General features: G+C 39.6%; 15 protein-coding genes and 1 pseudogene. 15 read left to right on the top strand and 1 reads right to left on the bottom strand.

Features of this window, described 5'->3' with window-relative positions:
* Positions 1-227 precede the first annotated feature (227 nt).
* From IGL30_RS05140 to purB, 4 genes and pseudogenes are all read left to right on the top strand, one after another.
* Positions 228-1,112 (top strand): annotated as a pseudogene (locus tag IGL30_RS05140) (transposase); the annotation flags it as partial.
* A gap of 106 nt (positions 1,113-1,218) precedes the next feature.
* Complete coding sequence (gene purE, locus IGL30_RS05145) at positions 1,219-1,707, top strand: 5-(carboxyamino)imidazole ribonucleotide mutase (protein WP_010719389.1); 489 nt, start codon at positions 1,219-1,221, stop codon at positions 1,705-1,707.
* Positions 1,700-2,824, top strand: a complete 1,125-nt coding sequence (gene purK / locus IGL30_RS05150) for a 5-(carboxyamino)imidazole ribonucleotide synthase (protein ID WP_172595681.1) — start codon at positions 1,700-1,702, stop codon at positions 2,822-2,824. The genes purE and purK overlap by 8 nt, the downstream gene beginning before the upstream one ends.
* 13 nt (positions 2,825-2,837) lie before the next feature.
* Positions 2,838-4,145 carry an adenylosuccinate lyase gene (gene purB / locus IGL30_RS05155; RefSeq protein WP_088745447.1) on the top strand — a complete coding sequence of 436 codons (1,308 nt, stop codon included), beginning with the start codon at positions 2,838-2,840 and terminating at the stop codon, positions 4,143-4,145.
* A 156-nt stretch (positions 4,146-4,301) separates the two neighbouring features.
* Here purB and IGL30_RS05160 read toward each other — a convergent pair whose 3' ends face one another.
* Positions 4,302-4,679, bottom strand: a complete 378-nt coding sequence (locus IGL30_RS05160; RefSeq protein WP_010737435.1) for a hypothetical protein — start codon at positions 4,677-4,679, stop codon at positions 4,302-4,304.
* A gap of 261 nt (positions 4,680-4,940) precedes the next feature.
* On the opposite strand from IGL30_RS05160, the gene purC reads away from it, so the two are divergent.
* The 11 genes from purC (at position 4,941) to IGL30_RS05215 (ending at position 16,375) form a co-directional block, all read left to right on the top strand.
* Positions 4,941-5,657, top strand: a complete 717-nt coding sequence (gene purC / locus IGL30_RS05165; protein ID WP_053766392.1) for a phosphoribosylaminoimidazolesuccinocarboxamide synthase — start codon at positions 4,941-4,943, stop codon at positions 5,655-5,657.
* A 14-nt stretch (positions 5,658-5,671) separates the two neighbouring features.
* Positions 5,672-5,926: a phosphoribosylformylglycinamidine synthase subunit PurS gene (purS, locus tag IGL30_RS05170; protein WP_010737437.1), complete on the top strand. Its 255-nt coding sequence runs from the start codon at positions 5,672-5,674 to the stop codon at positions 5,924-5,926.
* A gap of 1 nt (position 5,927) precedes the next feature.
* The gene (gene purQ, locus IGL30_RS05175; RefSeq protein WP_096710422.1) at positions 5,928-6,599 is read left to right on the top strand and encodes a phosphoribosylformylglycinamidine synthase subunit PurQ; all 672 of its coding nucleotides are present in this window, start codon (positions 5,928-5,930) and stop codon (positions 6,597-6,599) included.
* A 1-nt stretch (position 6,600) separates the two neighbouring features.
* On the top strand, positions 6,601-8,823 hold the full coding sequence (purL, locus tag IGL30_RS05180) for a phosphoribosylformylglycinamidine synthase subunit PurL (protein ID WP_123874840.1): 2,223 nt from the start codon (positions 6,601-6,603) through the stop codon (positions 8,821-8,823).
* Positions 8,808-10,250 carry an amidophosphoribosyltransferase gene (purF, locus tag IGL30_RS05185; RefSeq protein ID WP_034700370.1) on the top strand — a complete coding sequence of 481 codons (1,443 nt, stop codon included), beginning with the start codon at positions 8,808-8,810 and terminating at the stop codon, positions 10,248-10,250. The genes purL and purF overlap by 16 nt, the downstream gene beginning before the upstream one ends.
* Positions 10,251-10,263: 13 nt before the next feature.
* On the top strand, positions 10,264-11,307 hold the full coding sequence (gene purM, locus IGL30_RS05190; RefSeq protein ID WP_010719380.1) for a phosphoribosylformylglycinamidine cyclo-ligase: 1,044 nt from the start codon (positions 10,264-10,266) through the stop codon (positions 11,305-11,307).
* On the top strand, positions 11,304-11,897 hold the full coding sequence (purN, locus tag IGL30_RS05195) for a phosphoribosylglycinamide formyltransferase (protein WP_010737442.1): 594 nt from the start codon (positions 11,304-11,306) through the stop codon (positions 11,895-11,897). The genes purM and purN overlap by 4 nt, the downstream gene beginning before the upstream one ends.
* Positions 11,890-13,425 carry a bifunctional phosphoribosylaminoimidazolecarboxamide formyltransferase/IMP cyclohydrolase gene (gene purH, locus IGL30_RS05200; protein ID WP_053766390.1) on the top strand — a complete coding sequence of 512 codons (1,536 nt, stop codon included), beginning with the start codon at positions 11,890-11,892 and terminating at the stop codon, positions 13,423-13,425. Before purN ends, purH begins: the two co-directional genes overlap by 8 nt.
* A 17-nt stretch (positions 13,426-13,442) precedes the next feature.
* Complete coding sequence (gene purD / locus IGL30_RS05205; protein ID WP_088745449.1) at positions 13,443-14,717, top strand: phosphoribosylamine--glycine ligase; 1,275 nt, start codon at positions 13,443-13,445, stop codon at positions 14,715-14,717.
* A 119-nt stretch (positions 14,718-14,836) separates the two neighbouring features.
* On the top strand, positions 14,837-15,751 hold the full coding sequence (locus tag IGL30_RS05210; RefSeq protein WP_123874839.1) for an aldo/keto reductase: 915 nt from the start codon (positions 14,837-14,839) through the stop codon (positions 15,749-15,751).
* Between the two features lie 108 nt (positions 15,752-15,859).
* On the top strand, positions 15,860-16,375 hold the full coding sequence (locus tag IGL30_RS05215) for a hypothetical protein (RefSeq protein WP_010737446.1): 516 nt from the start codon (positions 15,860-15,862) through the stop codon (positions 16,373-16,375).
* Positions 16,376-16,395: the final 20 nt, after the last annotated feature.

A 16,395-nucleotide genomic window follows, 5' to 3' on the forward strand; every position in this document is an offset into this window, starting at 1 on the left:
TGATAGTTCCCACGAAATTTATTGTTTCCATTTACAAAAACATACTAAGATTAGAGAGTGGGACAATAGTCAGAAAAAATCTGATTATTGTCCCATTTTTTTTATTTTAGGGCACACAAAAAGCACACAACCTTGTATGATTAAAGTGTTTAAACAAAAATCAAAGGAGTGTGCTTTATGTTTAAAAATAATACCATCAACCAAATAACTTTACCACTAGATGTAGAACATTTACTGATGCCGCCTTTATGCGGATGAAAGACGATTATATGCGAAATGGACAGCGCAAACTAGGTTATCATTTACAAATCGCCACCGAAAATCAGTATGTTTTGAGCTATGAATTATTTCCGAATCCCACAGACACCAAAACATTGAATCCATTTTTAGATAGTTTTTAGACCAACATAAGGAGTTGCCGGAGTACATTGTGGCAGATGCAGGGTATGGTAGCGAAGAAATTTACATGTATATCAACGATGTTCTACATAAAACTCCCTTGATTACCTATGGCAGTTATTACAAAAAAAATAAAAAGAAGGACAAGGAGAATCCGTTTAACGTGGAGAATAGGCGTTATCTTGAAGAACAAGACACCTATATTTGCCCAGCGAATCGTCCGGTACCGTTCAAAAATTATAGTCGCAGAATAGATAAAGGTGGCTTTATTCGAGATTTCAAAATCTATGAATGTGAGGATTGTCGGAACTGTCCAGTTCGTCGTCAATGTACGCGTGTGAAAAGTGAACAAAAGCGAAAAATTCAAGTAAATAATAATTGGCGCTATTTCACAGCAGAATGCAGAAAAAAGCTTCTAGAGGAGAAAACTGGTTCGATTTATCGGAAACGAAAAATGGATGTCGAACCCGCATTCGGATATCTGAAGGCTCACTTGGCGTTCCATCGTTTCCATTTACGTGGAAAACATGGAGCAACGATTGGTATTGGTTTGGCACTGATGGCATTAAATTTAAGAAAATAAGGAAAATATATGGAGAGGAAAGTGCGCATAACAGAAAAAATAAGTTCGATTTTGACAATAAACATCAAAATCGAACTTATTTTTTTTGAGAAAGAACTATTGTCTCACTCTCGTTTTTTTGCTGATATAAATACCGAACATTAAAGATGAAAATCTTTATAATATTCGAAAATTCTTTGACATCAAAAAAATCGATTGCTAAAATATGAATGTGAAAGTAGAGAAAGGAGAAATGTATGACAATCAAGGTTGCGGTAATTATGGGGAGTACATCTGATTGGGAAACGATGAAAAATACTTGCGAGATTCTAGAAGAGTTTGAGGTGGCTTATGAAAAGAAAGTCGTCTCTGCGCATCGTACACCTGATTTGATGTTTCAGTATGCCAAAGAAGCACGAGCAAGGGGAATCAAAGTGATCATTGCTGGAGCAGGTGGAGCCGCTCATCTACCAGGAATGGTGGCTTCTCAAACAACCTTACCAGTAATTGGCGTTCCGGTACAAACACGAACATTGAACGGATTAGATTCGCTATTATCTATTGTCCAGATGCCTGGTGGTGTTCCTGTGGCAACGACGGCGATTGGAAAAGCGGGGGCAATTAACGCTGGACTACTTGCGGTTGAGATGCTTTCAATGTATGATTTAAAGTTGGAGGCTAAGTTAGCGAAAAGACGGTTAATGTTAGCTGAAACTGTGATAGAAAGTAGTGATCAACTTGGTTAAACCTTTGTTGCCTGGATCAACGATCGGAATTGTCGGTGGCGGACAATTAGGACGGATGATGGCGATCAGTGCAAAAGAAATGGGCTTTAAAGTCGGGGTTCTTGATCCTGTAACGAATTGTCCAGCAGCTCAAGTAGCTGATTGGTATATTCAAGGAACATACGATGATACTTTTGCATTGGAAGAGCTTGCTAGACGAACAGATGTTATCACGTATGAATTTGAAAACGTCAGTGTGGAAGCATTAAATGCCATTTCCTCTATGTCGTTTATTCCTCAAGGAACTGATTTATTAGCGATCACCCAAGATCGTCTTTTAGAAAAATCTTTTTTAGAAACGAATAATATCGTTATTGCTCCTTATGCGACAATTGTAAGTCCAACCGATATTCAAGATGCCATTGATGGTATTGGTTATCCTTGTGTGTTGAAAACGACACGAGGTGGATATGACGGCAAGGGACAATACGTCTTGAAAAGTCGGGCAGACCTTGCGCCAGCAATGGATTTACTAAGGGAAGGGACCTGTGTATTGGAAGCATGGATTCCCTTTGAAAAAGAAATCTCAATCTTAGTTGCTGGAAACGGACAAGGGGATTATAGTACATTTCCAGTGGTCGAAAATATCCACCGTAACAACATTTTACATGAAACGATTGCACCAGCAGCAATCGCTGATGAGGTTGTTGAAGAAGCAGAGCGGATCGCTAGAGTCATCGCTGAAGGAATGAGCTTATCTGGCGTACTTTGCATTGAAATGTTTTTAACAAAAACTGGTGGTTTATATGTGAATGAATTAGCACCACGACCTCACAACTCGGGACATTACTCCATTGAAGCATGCTCGATGAGTCAATTTGATGCCCATATTCGGGGAATATGTGGTTGGCCATTAAGTAAAAAAGTCCGTTTATTGAGTGAGGCAGTGATGGTCAATGTATTGGGCGAGCAGTTATTAGAAAGCTATCATTTGATCGATAAAAAACCAGATTGGCAATTTCATTTTTATGGGAAAGCACAAGCGAAAAAGGGTCGTAAAATGGGGCATATTACTATCGTAACTGAAGACATTCAACAAACTTTGGATGAAATAAAGAAAACCAATATTTGGGATTAAAGGAGAAAAATTGATGTTAGAACGTTATACACGACCTGAAATGGGCAATATCTGGACAGAACAAAACAAATACCAAGCTTGGCTGGAGGTAGAAATTTTAGCTGACGAAGCATGGGCAGAATTAGGAGAAATTCCTAAAGAAGATGTCAAAAAAATTCGTGAACATGCATCTTTTGATATTGAACGTATTTTGGAAATTGAAAAGGAAACACGTCACGACGTTGTTGCCTTTACTCGAGCAGTTTCTGAAACATTAGGCGAAGAACGTAAGTGGGTCCACTACGGCTTAACGAGTACTGATGTCGTGGATACAGCTTATGGCTATCAAATCAAACAAGCAAATGATCTTTTACGAGATGATTTGAAACGTTTTACGGCAATTATTGGTGAAAAAGCTAAAGAACATAAGTACACAGTGATGATGGGAAGAACGCATGGCGTTCATGCTGAACCAACGACATTTGGCTTGAAATTAGCTACTTGGTATTCAGAAATGAAACGAAATATTGAACGTTTTGAGCATGCAGCCAAAGGTGTTGAAGCAGGTAAGATATCAGGAGCGGTAGGAACATTTGCGAACATTCCGCCATTTATTGAAGAATATGTGTGTGAAAAATTAGGGATTCGTCCGCAAGAGATCTCTACGCAAGTGCTCCCACGTGATCTCCACGCAGAGTACTTTGCGACTATGGCATTGATTGCTACCAGCATCGAACGTTTTGCAACAGAAATCCGTGGTTTGCAAAAATCAGAAACGAGAGAAGTAGAAGAGTTCTTCGCTAAAGGACAAAAAGGGTCTTCAGCAATGCCTCATAAACGAAACCCAATCGGTTCAGAAAACATGGCTGGACTTGCTCGAGTGATTCGTGGTCATATGGTCACAGCCTATGAAAATGTTTCGTTGTGGCATGAAAGAGATATCTCTCATTCGTCAGCAGAACGAATCATTTTACCTGATACAACGATTTTGTTGGACTATATGTTGAATCGTTTTGGAAATATCGTAAAAAATCTGACGGTCTTTCCTGAGAATATGAAACGTAACATGGAAGCTACTTTTGGCTTGATCTATAGTCAACGTGTGATGTTGAAACTGATTGACAAAGGTATGACAAGAGAAGAAGCTTACGACTTGGTTCAACCTAAAACAGCTTATGCATGGGATCATCAAGTTCAATTTAGACCTTTACTTGAAGAGGATCCAACGGTTACTTCTGTTTTAACAAAAGAAGAGATCAATGACGCATTTGACTACCATCATCACTTGAAAAATGTGGATGTGATCTTTGACCGTGTTGGTTTAGGAGAAAAAGACAAATAATCAAAATGAGTGGCTTGCTTCGGATTGCTAGAAGCAGCCACTCTTTTACTGAAATGTAATAAAAAAGAACCTTGACACAAATAACTCAACTGGTCGGGGTTCTTTTTAGCTGTTTTGATTCATTTCATGATGTTGCTTGATAATAGCATGAGAAAACTATCCGTAAAGGGCTTGAGCGGAATAGTTAAAATGTTTAGTATGAAGCAAACTCAATAATTCTTCGATAAAAGTATAATCAAATTCTTGCTGATCATAAGTGACTTGGATACGATAATGATTTTTGAATAATTTTTGTTCGTGTATCTGACTGATCACGAGTTGATGTTCAGAAAATGTTTGATATTCAAATGTGCGCTTTCGACACTCAGTATGGCGTTTTGCCGCACGACGGATTTTTCTGAAGGTATAAAAACTCGTATCTTTATTACATAAGTAGACATCTTTGATAGACAACAGGTCATTATATAAACGTGACGTTTCCTCGGGCGATAAATCCATTAAAAAACATTGGGCACAAACTGCGGCCTCTTCCATTTCGCTACCTCCTTGAATTCCTTGAATAAATATCCAGAATCATTCTAATCCTACTATAGCATCAATTATTATAGGTGTAAACGCTTATTATTTTTCCAGGGAAGAATTTTTGGATTAAACACGAACATTAGACAATTTTAATGCTATAAATGTACATTTTTTTGTTGAACAGGATAAAAACACTTGTTAAAATTTAAAGTGAAAAGACGAACAAAAAAATGATGTTTGTTGTGATCGTCAAGAATTTAAGGAGATGTCGAAATGGAACAGAAAGATTTGCTGTATGAAGGAAAAGCTAAAAAAATGTACCATACTTCAGATGAACAGGTGATTTGGGTGGAATACTTGGACCAAGCTACGGCTTTAAATGGCTTGATGAAAGACCAAGTAAATGGAAAAGGGGAACTGAACAATCAAATCACAAGTAAAGTCTTCCATTATTTATCCGAACAAGGGATTGCCAATCACTTTATCCAACAAATCGGAAAAGACGAACAATTAGTGAAAAAATTAAATATTCTTCCCTTAGAAGTGGTAGTCAGAAATAGTGCAGCTGGTAGTTTTTCAAAACGGTTGGCAATTCCTGAAGGACAAAAATTACCCACACCAATTGTCGAATTTTATTACAAAGACGATCAATTAGATGATCCATTTATCAATGATGAACATGTGCTGTTTTTACAAATTGCAGATGAAGATGAAATTACTGAATTAAAGACACAGGCTAGAAAAATCAATCATTTGTTAATCCAACTATTTGAGAAAATCGATTTACAGTTAATTGATTTCAAACTGGAATTTGGGAAAACAGCTACGGGCGAAATCGTATTAGGAGATGAAATTTCGCCTGACACTTGTCGGTTATGGGATTTGAAAACAAACGAACACATGGACAAAGATGTTTATCGACGAAAAATTGGGGAAATTGTCCCAGTATATCAAGAAGTTTTGACACGTTTAACACAAGTTGGTTTATGAGAGGAGAAAATGAAATGTATTTTGTAAAAGTTTATGTCACCTATAAAGATTCTGTATTAGATCCTCAAGGAGAAGCAGTGAAAAATGCGGTCCATCGTTTGGGATATGAAACTGTTGAAGATATCCGAATCGGTAAATATTTTGAGATCCAAGTTTCAGCAGAAGCTAGCGCAGTAGAGGAAACGATTGAAGGGATTTGTGACAAACTATTAGCTAACGTCAACATGGAAACCTATCGTTATGAAATTGAACAATTGGAGGGAATCTAGCATGAAATTTGCCGTGATTGTCTTTCCTGGTTCGAACTGTGATGCGGATATGCTGTGGGCAATTCGTGACATTATGGGAGTAGAAGCTGAGTATGTTCGTTACGATGAAACCTCTCTACAAGGCTATGACGGCGTATTGCTCCCTGGTGGTTTTTCCTATGGCGATTACTTGCGGTGTGGAGCTATTGCGCGTTTTTCAGCTATCATGAATGAAGTCGTTCGTTTTGCGGAGGAAGGAAAACCAGTCTTTGGTACATGTAATGGGTTTCAAATACTTACAGAAGCGGGTCTTCTTCCAGGCGTGTTAAGAAAAAATGATTCTTTGCGCTTCATTTGCAAAACTGTTCCTTTGAAAGTTAACAACCAGACAGCCTTTACTTCGGAGTATGAAACCGATGAGATCATTCAGCTGCCTGTCGCTCATGGCGAAGGAAATTATTTTTGCGATGAGCAAACATTGCAAGAGTTAAAAGCCAATAATCAAATCGTTTTTACTTACGCTGAGAATATCAATGGTAGTGTCGCAAATATTGCAGGGATCACCAATAAAGCAGGAAATGTGTTGGGAATGATGCCTCATCCAGAACGTGCGATGGAGGCGTTACTAGGATCAGAAGACGGAAAACGATTTTTTGCCTCGATGTTAAAAAATTTTGGAAAGGTGACTGCCTAAGATGAAAACACGGAATGAACCAAGTCCCTTAGAGATCAAAGAAAAGAAAATTTATGCTGAATGGGGATTGACAGACGAAGAATATCGAATGATCGAAGAAGATATTTTGGGGAGAATGCCCAATTACACCGAAACAGGTTTGTTTTCAGTCATGTGGAGCGAGCATTGTTCTTACAAAAATTCTAAACCGATTTTACGAAAGTTCCCAACAAGTGGACCGCATGTTCTTCAAGGTCCAGGAGAAGGCGCTGGTATCGTGGATATCGGTGATGGTCAAGCAGTTGTGTTTAAAGCGGAAAGTCATAATCACCCTTCAGCAGTAGAACCTTATGAAGGAGCGGCAACCGGTGTTGGTGGGATCATCCGTGATATTTTCAGTATGGGTGCACGTCCGATTGCTTTACTTGACTCCTTACGTTTTGGCGAGTTAGACCAACCACGAACCAAGTACTTATTGGAAGAAGTAGTCGCAGGGATTTCTGGGTATGGTAATTGTATCGGAATACCGACGGTTGGAGGAGAAGTAGCGTTTGATCCTTGTTATGAAGGGAATCCGTTAGTTAATGCCATGTGCGTAGGGTTGATCGATCACAAAGACATTCAAAAAGGGCAAGCTTCTGGTGTGGGTAATTCGATCATGTATGTTGGTGCGAAAACAGGACGCGACGGCATTCACGGTGCGACTTTTGCTTCAGAAGAGTTCAGTCAAGAAGAAGAACAGCAACGTTCCGCAGTCCAAGTAGGCGATCCTTTTATGGAAAAACTATTACTTGAAGCTTGCTTAGAATTGATCCTGGAACATGCGGACATTTTAGTAGGAATCCAAGACATGGGCGCTGCCGGATTGGTTTCTTCAAGTTCGGAAATGGCATCAAAAGCTGGATCTGGTTTGATTTTGACATTAGATGATGTGCCGCAACGAGAAACAAATATGACTCCTTACGAAATGATGCTTTCAGAATCACAGGAACGAATGTTGATTTGTGTAAAAGCTGGGGCAGAGGAAAGAGTCAAAGAATTGTTTAAAAAATATGATTTGGATGCTGTTACGATTGGAGAAGTCACCGATGATGGCTTGTATCGCTTGTACCATCATGGGGAAGAAGTGGCTAACTTACCAGTTGATGCCTTAGCCGAAGATGCACCTGTTTATGAAAAGGTAGTGCAAGAACCCGCTCGAATCGAAAAATTTAAACAGTTAGGGCAATATCAACCAATCATTGAAGATGCGAATCAATTATTGCTAGATTTATTGAAACAACCGACAATAGCTTCAAAACATGCGATTTATGAAACCTATGATTCTCAAGTACAAACCAATACAGTAGTTTCCCCTGGAAGTGATGCTGCCGTATTGCGTATTCGTGGAACTGAAAAAGCAATTGCTATGACGACTGACTGTAATGCCCGCTACCTTTACTTAAACCCCGAGATAGGTGGCCAAATTGCTGTTGCAGAGGCTGCCAGAAACATTGTAGCTAGTGGCGGACGTCCATTGGCGATCACAGACTGCTTGAATTATGGTTCTCCTGATAAACCAGAAGTATTTTGGGAACTGGTCAAATCAGCAGACGGGATTGCCAAAGCATGTGAAGTCTTTGCGACACCTGTGATCTCCGGGAATGTTTCTTTATACAATGAAACGGATGGCAAAGCGATTTATCCTACCCCGATGATCGGCATGGTCGGATTGATCGAGGACCACCAACACATCACCACTCAATCTTTCAAAATGGCGGATGATTTGATTTATCTTGTTGGTGAAACTTATGACGATTTCAATGGTAGTGAATTGCAAAAAATGCAATTAGGAAAAATTGAAGGGGACATCGAGCATTTTGATCTATTGACGGAACAACAAAACCAAGAAAGTCTACTGGCGGCTATTCAAGCAGGAGTGGTAACCAGTGCGCATGATTGTTCGGAAGGCGGTTTGGCTGTGGCGTTGGCTGAAGCAACTTTTGGTACCCAATTGGGATTAGATGTCACAGTAAATCTGACGACAGCACAACTTTTTTCAGAGACACAATCAAGATTTGTGGTCACCATCCTTCCAGAAGATTGTGAGGAATTTGAACGTTTGATGGGCGAAAAAGCAAGTTGTATCGGTAAAGTGACTGAGTCAAGTAATATCGTGATCCAAGCAAGTGATGGGGAAATCCATCTAGCTGTTACAACAGCTAAAAAATGCTGGGAGGACGCAATCGAATGTCTTATGAAGTAAAAAGTTTAAATGAAGAATGTGGGGTGTTTGGTGTCTGGGGACATCAAGAAGCATCTAGCGTAACGTATTTTGGGCTTCATAGTCTTCAGCACCGTGGTCAAGAAGGTGCTGGGATCGTTTCAAATGATCAAGGGAAACTATTAGGACACCGGGATCTAGGTTTACTCTCAGAAGTTTTCAAAGATCAAAGAAAGCTAGCTGCACTCTCTGGACAAGCAGCGATTGGACATGTGCGTTATGCTACAGCAGGTAATGGTAGTGTGGACAATATCCAACCCTTTTTATTTAAATTTTATGACCAGTCAATCGGTCTAGCTCACAATGGTAATCTTACGAATGCCCGATCGTTGAGAACGTCGTTAGAAAAAGACGGTGCGATTTTCCATTCCAATTCAGATACAGAGATTTTGATGCATTTGATTCGTCGAAGTAAAAAAACAACATTGCTCGATCGTTTAAAAGAAGCATTAAATGAAGTGAAAGGCGGTTTTGCCTATTTGCTTTTAACAGAAGATGCCATGATCGCCGCTCTTGATCCGAATGGTTTTCGACCTTTGGCAATCGGACAAATGAAAAATGGTGCATATGTGATTGCTTCTGAAACTTGTGCACTGGAAGTCATCGGTGCGCGGTTTATTCGAGATGTTCGTCCAGGGGAAGTAGTGATCATTGATGACTCGGGCTATACGATCGATACTTATACGACCGAAACCCAGTTAGCGATTTGTTCCATGGAATATATCTACTTTGCACGACCAGATTCAAATATCGCTGGTGTCAATGTACACACTGCTCGTAAAAATATGGGGAGAAATTTAGCACAGGAAGCGCCAATTGATGCTGACATGGTTGTAGGTGTTCCAAATTCTTCGCTATCAGCAGCCAGTGGCTATGCCGAAGCTAGTGGCATCCCTTATGAGATTGGACTAGTAAAAAATCAATACATTGCCAGAACCTTTATTCAACCTACACCAGCATTAAGGGAACAGGGTGTCAGGATGAAACTTTCGGCTGTCAGAGGAGTTGTTGAAGGCAAACGAATCGTGATGGTGGATGATTCGATCGTTAGAGGAACAACGAGCCGGCGAATCGTACGTCTATTAAAAGAAGCAGGAGCAAAAGAGGTTCATGTACGAATTGCTTCACCACCGTTAAAATATCCTTGTTTTTACGGCATTGATATTCAAACGAGAAAAGAACTAATTGCAGCGAATCATAGTATCGAAGAAATCAGACAATGTATTGAAGCAGATTCATTGGAATTTTTAAGTGAGGATGGGTTGATCCAAGCAATCGGATTAAAAGAAGCAGCTCCTTATTCTGGGTTATGTATGGCTTATTTTAATGGTGATTATCCGACGCCTTTATACGACTATGAAGAAAAATACCGTGAATCATTGAAAGAAAAAGTATCTTTTTTTCAATAAAGGAGGAAGTAACATGAGCAATGCCTATGCGAATGCTGGTGTGGATGTAGAAGCTGGCTATGAAGTAGTAGAACGAATCAAGAAACACGTGAAAAAAACAGAGCGACTAGGGGTAATGGGTGCTTTAGGCGGTTTTGGTGGCTGTTTTGATTTAAGTTCTTACCAATTAAAAGAACCAGTTTTGGTATCAGGGACAGATGGGGTAGGAACAAAATTGTTAGTAGCCATCGAAGCGGATCAACATGAAACAATCGGAATCGATTGTGTGGCGATGTGTGTCAATGATATTTTAGCTCAAGGTGCGGAACCTTTATATTTCTTAGACTATTTAGCTACTGGAAAAAATGATCCACAAAAATTAGAAAAAGTCGTCGCTGGCGTGGCGGATGGTTGTGTAGCAGGTAATCTTGCGTTGATCGGTGGCGAAACCGCAGAGATGCCAGGGATGTACGCGGAAAATGAGTATGATCTTGCTGGTTTTGCAGTTGGGGTTGCAGAAAAGTCGCAATTGATCACAGGAAGTGAAATCGAAGTTGGTGATGTTCTGTTAGGCTTACCTTCTAGCGGGATTCATTCAAACGGCTATTCATTGGTTCGGAAAGTGTTTTTTGAACAAAATAGTTACACATTAACCGATCAGATAGAGGGTCTGTCTGAAACACTGGACCGAGAATTGTTAAAGCCGACAAAAATCTATGTATCAGCTTTGCTGCCAATCATAAAAGAACAAAAGATCAAAGGTGCGGCACATATCACTGGTGGTGGATTCGTAGAAAATATTCCTCGGATGTTGCCGGAAGGAACGGCCGCGCAAATTCAATTAGGTTCATGGCCTAGCTTGCCGATTTTTGATTGTCTCCAACGTTTAGGTGAAATCCCTGAACAAGAGATGTTTGAGATTTTTAATATGGGTATTGGAATGGTTGTAGCAGTAGCAGCTTCTCAAGTCGATGAAGTCATTGAAAAAATCAATGAGCAAGGAGAAGCGGTTTATCGAATCGGTGAAGTAGTTCCCTTAAAAAATAAAACAGTGTTGTTTGATGAGGAAGAAAAATGAAGATTGCCGTATTTGCTTCAGGAAATGGCAGCAACTTTCAAGCTTTAGTTGACTATTTTCGGGAAAATAAGTTGCCAGATACCTTTGAATGGCTTTTTTGTGACCAGCCGAATGCTTTTGTCTTAGAACGGGCAGAAAAGTTACATGTACCATTTCATTTTTTTTCACCAAAAGAATTTTCATCTAAAAGAGAATATGAAGAAAAAATTTTAGAGATCCTAGTGGAAAAAGAAATTGAACTCATTGTATTAGCAGGATACATGCGGATTATTGGTCCGACTTTATTGAATGCTTATGAGTCAAGGATCATTAATATCCACCCCTCTCTTTTACCTGATTTTCCTGGCTTACATGGGATTCGTGATGCGTTTGCTGCGGAAGTCAAAGAAACAGGTATAACGATTCATTACATTGATAAAGGGATAGATACAGGACCAATCATTCACCAAGAAACCATAGAGATTACGAAAGAAGACACATTGGATAGCTTAGAAGCAAAGATTCATCAAATCGAACATCAGACCTATCCTAAAATAATCGAAGCAGTCATCAAAGAAATGCAAAAAGTGGAGGAAGAAAAAAATGACTAGAGCATTGTTAAGTGTATCGGATAAAAAAGGAATTGTTGAATTTGCCAAGGGATTACAAGCTTTGGAAATTGAGATCATTTCAACTGGGGGCACCAAAAAAGCACTTGATGAAGCGGGAATCTTAACCATCGCAATCGAAGATGTCACTGGCTTTCCTGAGATGATGGACGGACGTGTCAAAACTTTGCATCCTAAGATTCATGGGGGATTATTAGCACGTCGTGATCTTGCTAGTCACAGAGATGCAATGGCAGCTTCTGAGATTTTGCCGATTGATTTTGTTTGCGTCAATTTGTATCCTTTCAAAGAAACAATCATGAAACCGGATGTTAGTGAAAAAGAAGCCATTGAAAATATTGATATTGGTGGACCAAGTATGTTGCGTAGTGCTGCCAAAAACCATGAATTTGTCACGGCGATCGTTGATCCGAACGATTATCCAATTGTTTTAGATGAACTGAGAAATCAAGGGACTACTTCTCTAGCGACACGTCAGAAACTGGCAGCGAAAGTATTTCGTCACACAGCAGCCTATGATGCATTGATTGCTCAATATTTAACGGAGCAAGTGAAGGAAGAAAAGACGGAAAAATTGACTCTTACTTTTGAACGCAAGCAAGACCTCCGCTATGGCGAGAATAGTCATCAGCAAGCTGTCTTTTATCAATCTGCTCTACCAGAACGTTATTCGATTGCTCAAGCAAAACAGCTTCATGGAAAAGAACTATCTTTTAATAATATTCGTGATGCAGATGCTGCTTTGCGGATCATGAGTGAATACCAAGAACCAACAGTCGTAGCACTCAAACACATGAATCCTTGTGGTATTGGCTCAGCTCACACGATTTTCGATGCTTGGCTAGCAGCTTATGAAGCAGATCCTGTTTCGATTTTTGGTGGGATTGTGGTATTGAATCGGGAAGTCGATTTAGCAACAGCTCAAGAAATGCATAAACTCTTTTTAGAAATTATCATTGCACCGTCTTATACACCAGAAAGTCTAGAAGTTTTAAAAGCCAAGAAGAATTTACGATTATTAACGGTTGACTTTAACTCGCAATTAACAAAAGCATCTAATGAAATTGTTTCAGTTCTTGGAGGGTTACTCGTCCAAGAAAAAGATACAGCAATGGAAGAACCAACTACGTGGCAAGTAGTAACCGATCGTCAGCCAACATCTGATGAAATGGCTGCATTAGCATTTGCTTGGAAAGCTGTTAAGCACGTCAAATCAAATGCGATCGTTGTAAGTAATCGGTATCAGACACTAGGGATTGGTGCAGGACAAATGAATCGTGTCGGTTCTGTCAAACTTGCGATTGAACAAGCTGGAGAAAAAGCACAAGCAGCTGTTTTGGCAAGCGATGCTTATTTCCCAATGGATGATTCGGTGGAATATGCAGCTAAACACGGAATCAAGGCGATCATTCAGCCTGGTGGAAGTATCAAGGACCAAGCGTCGATTGATATGGCTAATAAACATGGAATTGCCATGGTCTTTACGAACGTCCGTCATTTTAGACATTAAGATAGAAGGAGTAAGAAATGAATATATTGATCATAGGATCTGGTGGGCGTGAACATGCGATTGCGAGTAAAATCTTACAAAGTCCGCTAGTCGAAAACGTTTATTGTGCACCGGGGAATCCTGGCATGACACGTGATGGGGTCAAAATCGTTGATATTAAAGAAACTGATCATCAAGGATTGATCGAGTTTGCTAAGAAAGCGTCGATTACTTGGAGTTTTGTTGGCCCAGAAATTCCATTACTAAATGGGATCGTAGATGATTTTAAAAAAGCGGAATTAAAAATATTTGGTCCGACGAAAGCTGCTGCATTGATTGAAGGATCTAAGAGTTTCGCCAAAGAATTGATGGAGCGTTGTCAGATTCCAACTGCTGAATCTAAAACTTTTACCAGCTATCTTGAAGCCAAGCGATATATCGAAGAGAAGGGCACCCCAATTGTGATCAAAGCGGACGGTTTAGCTGCTGGCAAAGGCGTGGTCGTAGCGATGACAAAAGCCGAAGCGTTACAGGCAGCCAGCGATATGCTGGAAAAACATCGTTTTGGACAAAGTGGACATCAAATCGTTGTGGAAGAATTTTTAGAAGGAGAAGAGTTCTCTTTGTTAGCGTTTGTGGATGGCGAAGCAGTTTATCCAATGGAAATCTCACAAGATCATAAACGAGCGTATGATGGAGATCAAGGGCCGAATACTGGAGGGATGGGTGCCTATTCTCCAGTACCTCACATTTCTGAAGCAATCATTGAAGCGGGAATCGAAAAAGTAATAAAACCTGCAGCTAAAGGGATGAGCGAAATTGGTCGTCCGTTTATCGGTGTATTGTATGCAGGATTGATCGCCACTTCAGATGGACCGAAAGTGATTGAATTTAATGCGAGATTTGGCGATCCTGAGACACAAGTCATTTTACCTCGATTGAAGAGTGACTTGGCGCAAGTGATCACTGATTTGTTAGATCATAAGCCGGTTCATTTAATTTGGGAGGAAACTGGATATCGTTTAGGGGTTGTAGTTGCAGCAGAAGGTTATCCTAATCAGTATTTAACTGCTATGGATTTGCCCGATTTTCCTGAAGAGGAGGCAACTGTCTATTATGCAGGTGTTCAAGAGGAAAAAGGAAATTTAAAAGGTTCAGGTGGTCGAATCTACTTAGTGGAGTCCTATGGGGAAACAATTGAAGAAGCGAGGGAAAAAATATACAACGTGTTAGAATCAAAAGATACAAAGGGGACATTTTATCGGAAAGATATTGGAATGAAAGCAATCAACGTTTTTTCTAAGAATCACTAGCGCAACAAAAAGGGGGATAACATTTTTTTCTTTTTTGAGAAAAAAGTGGCATGCCTCTTTTTGCCCCCTTTTTGAAGTAAATGTGTTAAAATCTAATGGGAAAGAAAGGAATGATTTTAATGAAACAGATTCAATTGGGAACTTCAAATCAAAAGGTGTCGTCGGTCATTCTCGGATGTATGAGGATTAATGGCGCTGAACATCCAGAACGTATTATTGAAACTGCTTTTGATAACGGTATCAATTTTTTTGACCATGCGGATATCTATGGTGGTGGAGAATGTGAAACCATCTTTGCTAGTGCGTTAGCAAAAACTTCAATAAAGAGAGAAGAGCTATTTATTCAAACAAAATGTGGGATTGTTCCCGGTGTGATGTTTGACTTTTCCAAAAAGCACATCATTGAATCAGTAGAAGGTAGCCTCAAACGGTTAAAAATGGATTATGTTGATGCGTTGCTATTACATCGTCCCGATACCTTAGTTGAACCTGAGGAAGTGGCAGAGGTATTCGATGAATTAGAAAAGTCAGGTAAAGTACGTTATTTCGGTGTAAGTAATCAGAAACCAATGCAAGTCGAATTGCTAAAGAAATACGTCAAACAACCTTTGTTGATCAACCAATTGCAATTTGGATTGAAACATTCTGGAATGATTGATCAAGGGATCCATGTGAATATGACAGATGAAGCTAGCGTTGACCACGATGGTAGTGTCTTGGATTATTCACGTTTGAATGAAATGACGATCCAAGCATGGTCGCCTTATCAATATGGTTTTTTTGAAGGGGTATTTATCGGTAACGAAAAGTTTCCTAAATTGAATCAAAAATTAGCAGAACTTGCTGAAAAATATCATACAACGCCAACAGGTTTAGCTTCAGCTTGGATTTTACGCCATCCTGCGAATATCCAAGTGATTGCAGGAACGATGAATGTAGGGCGAATCAAGGAAATTGCACAAGCCTCAGACGTTGAACTGAGTCGTGAAGACTGGTATGCGCTGTATCGCGAAGCTGGCAATATCCTACCATAGACATGAAAAAACATTGAATGAAACAGTCATTAGTTGCTTGTTCGCTAATGACTTCTACATATATTGATGCGAGGAACGTCACTAAGAATCTACGAAAAGGGGAGTAAAATGGGATATCTAAATAAATGGGACAATAATTCGTCAATGCCAGAAAGTGAGCTAAACGCTCATAGAGCAGCGTATGAAAATGTCAGTGATGGTAAAGAAGCGAAAGGCAATCTAAAACTAGACCCCCAACGCTATAGTCTTGGAGTAATGACACACGCAATAAATAAAACGAAATCTGCAAAATCAAATAAACCTAATAGAGCTCTACTTGGAATGATCCAAGAAATAGCGCAAAGCTATTTTAGCCCTAAAGTACTTGCTGGTATGGAGAAATTCAAAAAGGATAGAGAAAAAGAGCTAGAAAAAAGTTCGAACATTTCGCAAACAAAGTTATCTAAAGATAAAGAAAACCCTAACGGTCAAAAACGGGTTTATAACAGATTGACTAATATTATTTCTGACGCTAAAAAAGCAATCGTTCAACCCGGAACTCTGAATGAAAACAATCAAGAGAAAACAAACCAATCAAAAGAAGCTGGAAATCAACAAAAGAATGAACCACCTGGTAGAGATTGAGTAGCTATAAGCGACAAACA

Origin of the sequence: Enterococcus sp. DIV1089c, from assembly GCF_050530965.1 — a bacterium.
Lineage (GTDB): Bacteria > Bacillota > Bacilli > Lactobacillales > Enterococcaceae > Enterococcus_B > Enterococcus_B hirae.

Coding starts and splice junctions, on each gene's coding strand:
- purE (WP_010719389.1), top strand. CDS start 1,219: ATGACAATCAAGGTTGCGGTAATTATGGGGAGTACATCTGATTGGGAA.
- purB (WP_088745447.1), top strand. CDS start 2,838: ATGTTAGAACGTTATACACGACCTGAAATGGGCAATATCTGGACAGAA.
- IGL30_RS05160 (WP_010737435.1), bottom strand. CDS start 4,679: ATGGAAGAGGCCGCAGTTTGTGCCCAATGTTTTTTAATGGATTTATCG.
- purC (WP_053766392.1), top strand. CDS start 4,941: ATGGAACAGAAAGATTTGCTGTATGAAGGAAAAGCTAAAAAAATGTAC.
- purS (WP_010737437.1), top strand. CDS start 5,672: ATGTATTTTGTAAAAGTTTATGTCACCTATAAAGATTCTGTATTAGAT.
- purQ (WP_096710422.1), top strand. CDS start 5,928: ATGAAATTTGCCGTGATTGTCTTTCCTGGTTCGAACTGTGATGCGGAT.
- purL (WP_123874840.1), top strand. CDS start 6,601: ATGAAAACACGGAATGAACCAAGTCCCTTAGAGATCAAAGAAAAGAAA.
- purF (WP_034700370.1), top strand. CDS start 8,808: ATGTCTTATGAAGTAAAAAGTTTAAATGAAGAATGTGGGGTGTTTGGT.
- purM (WP_010719380.1), top strand. CDS start 10,264: ATGAGCAATGCCTATGCGAATGCTGGTGTGGATGTAGAAGCTGGCTAT.
- purN (WP_010737442.1), top strand. CDS start 11,304: ATGAAGATTGCCGTATTTGCTTCAGGAAATGGCAGCAACTTTCAAGCT.
- purH (WP_053766390.1), top strand. CDS start 11,890: ATGACTAGAGCATTGTTAAGTGTATCGGATAAAAAAGGAATTGTTGAA.
- purD (WP_088745449.1), top strand. CDS start 13,443: ATGAATATATTGATCATAGGATCTGGTGGGCGTGAACATGCGATTGCG.
- IGL30_RS05210 (WP_123874839.1), top strand. CDS start 14,837: ATGAAACAGATTCAATTGGGAACTTCAAATCAAAAGGTGTCGTCGGTC.
- IGL30_RS05215 (WP_010737446.1), top strand. CDS start 15,860: ATGGGATATCTAAATAAATGGGACAATAATTCGTCAATGCCAGAAAGT.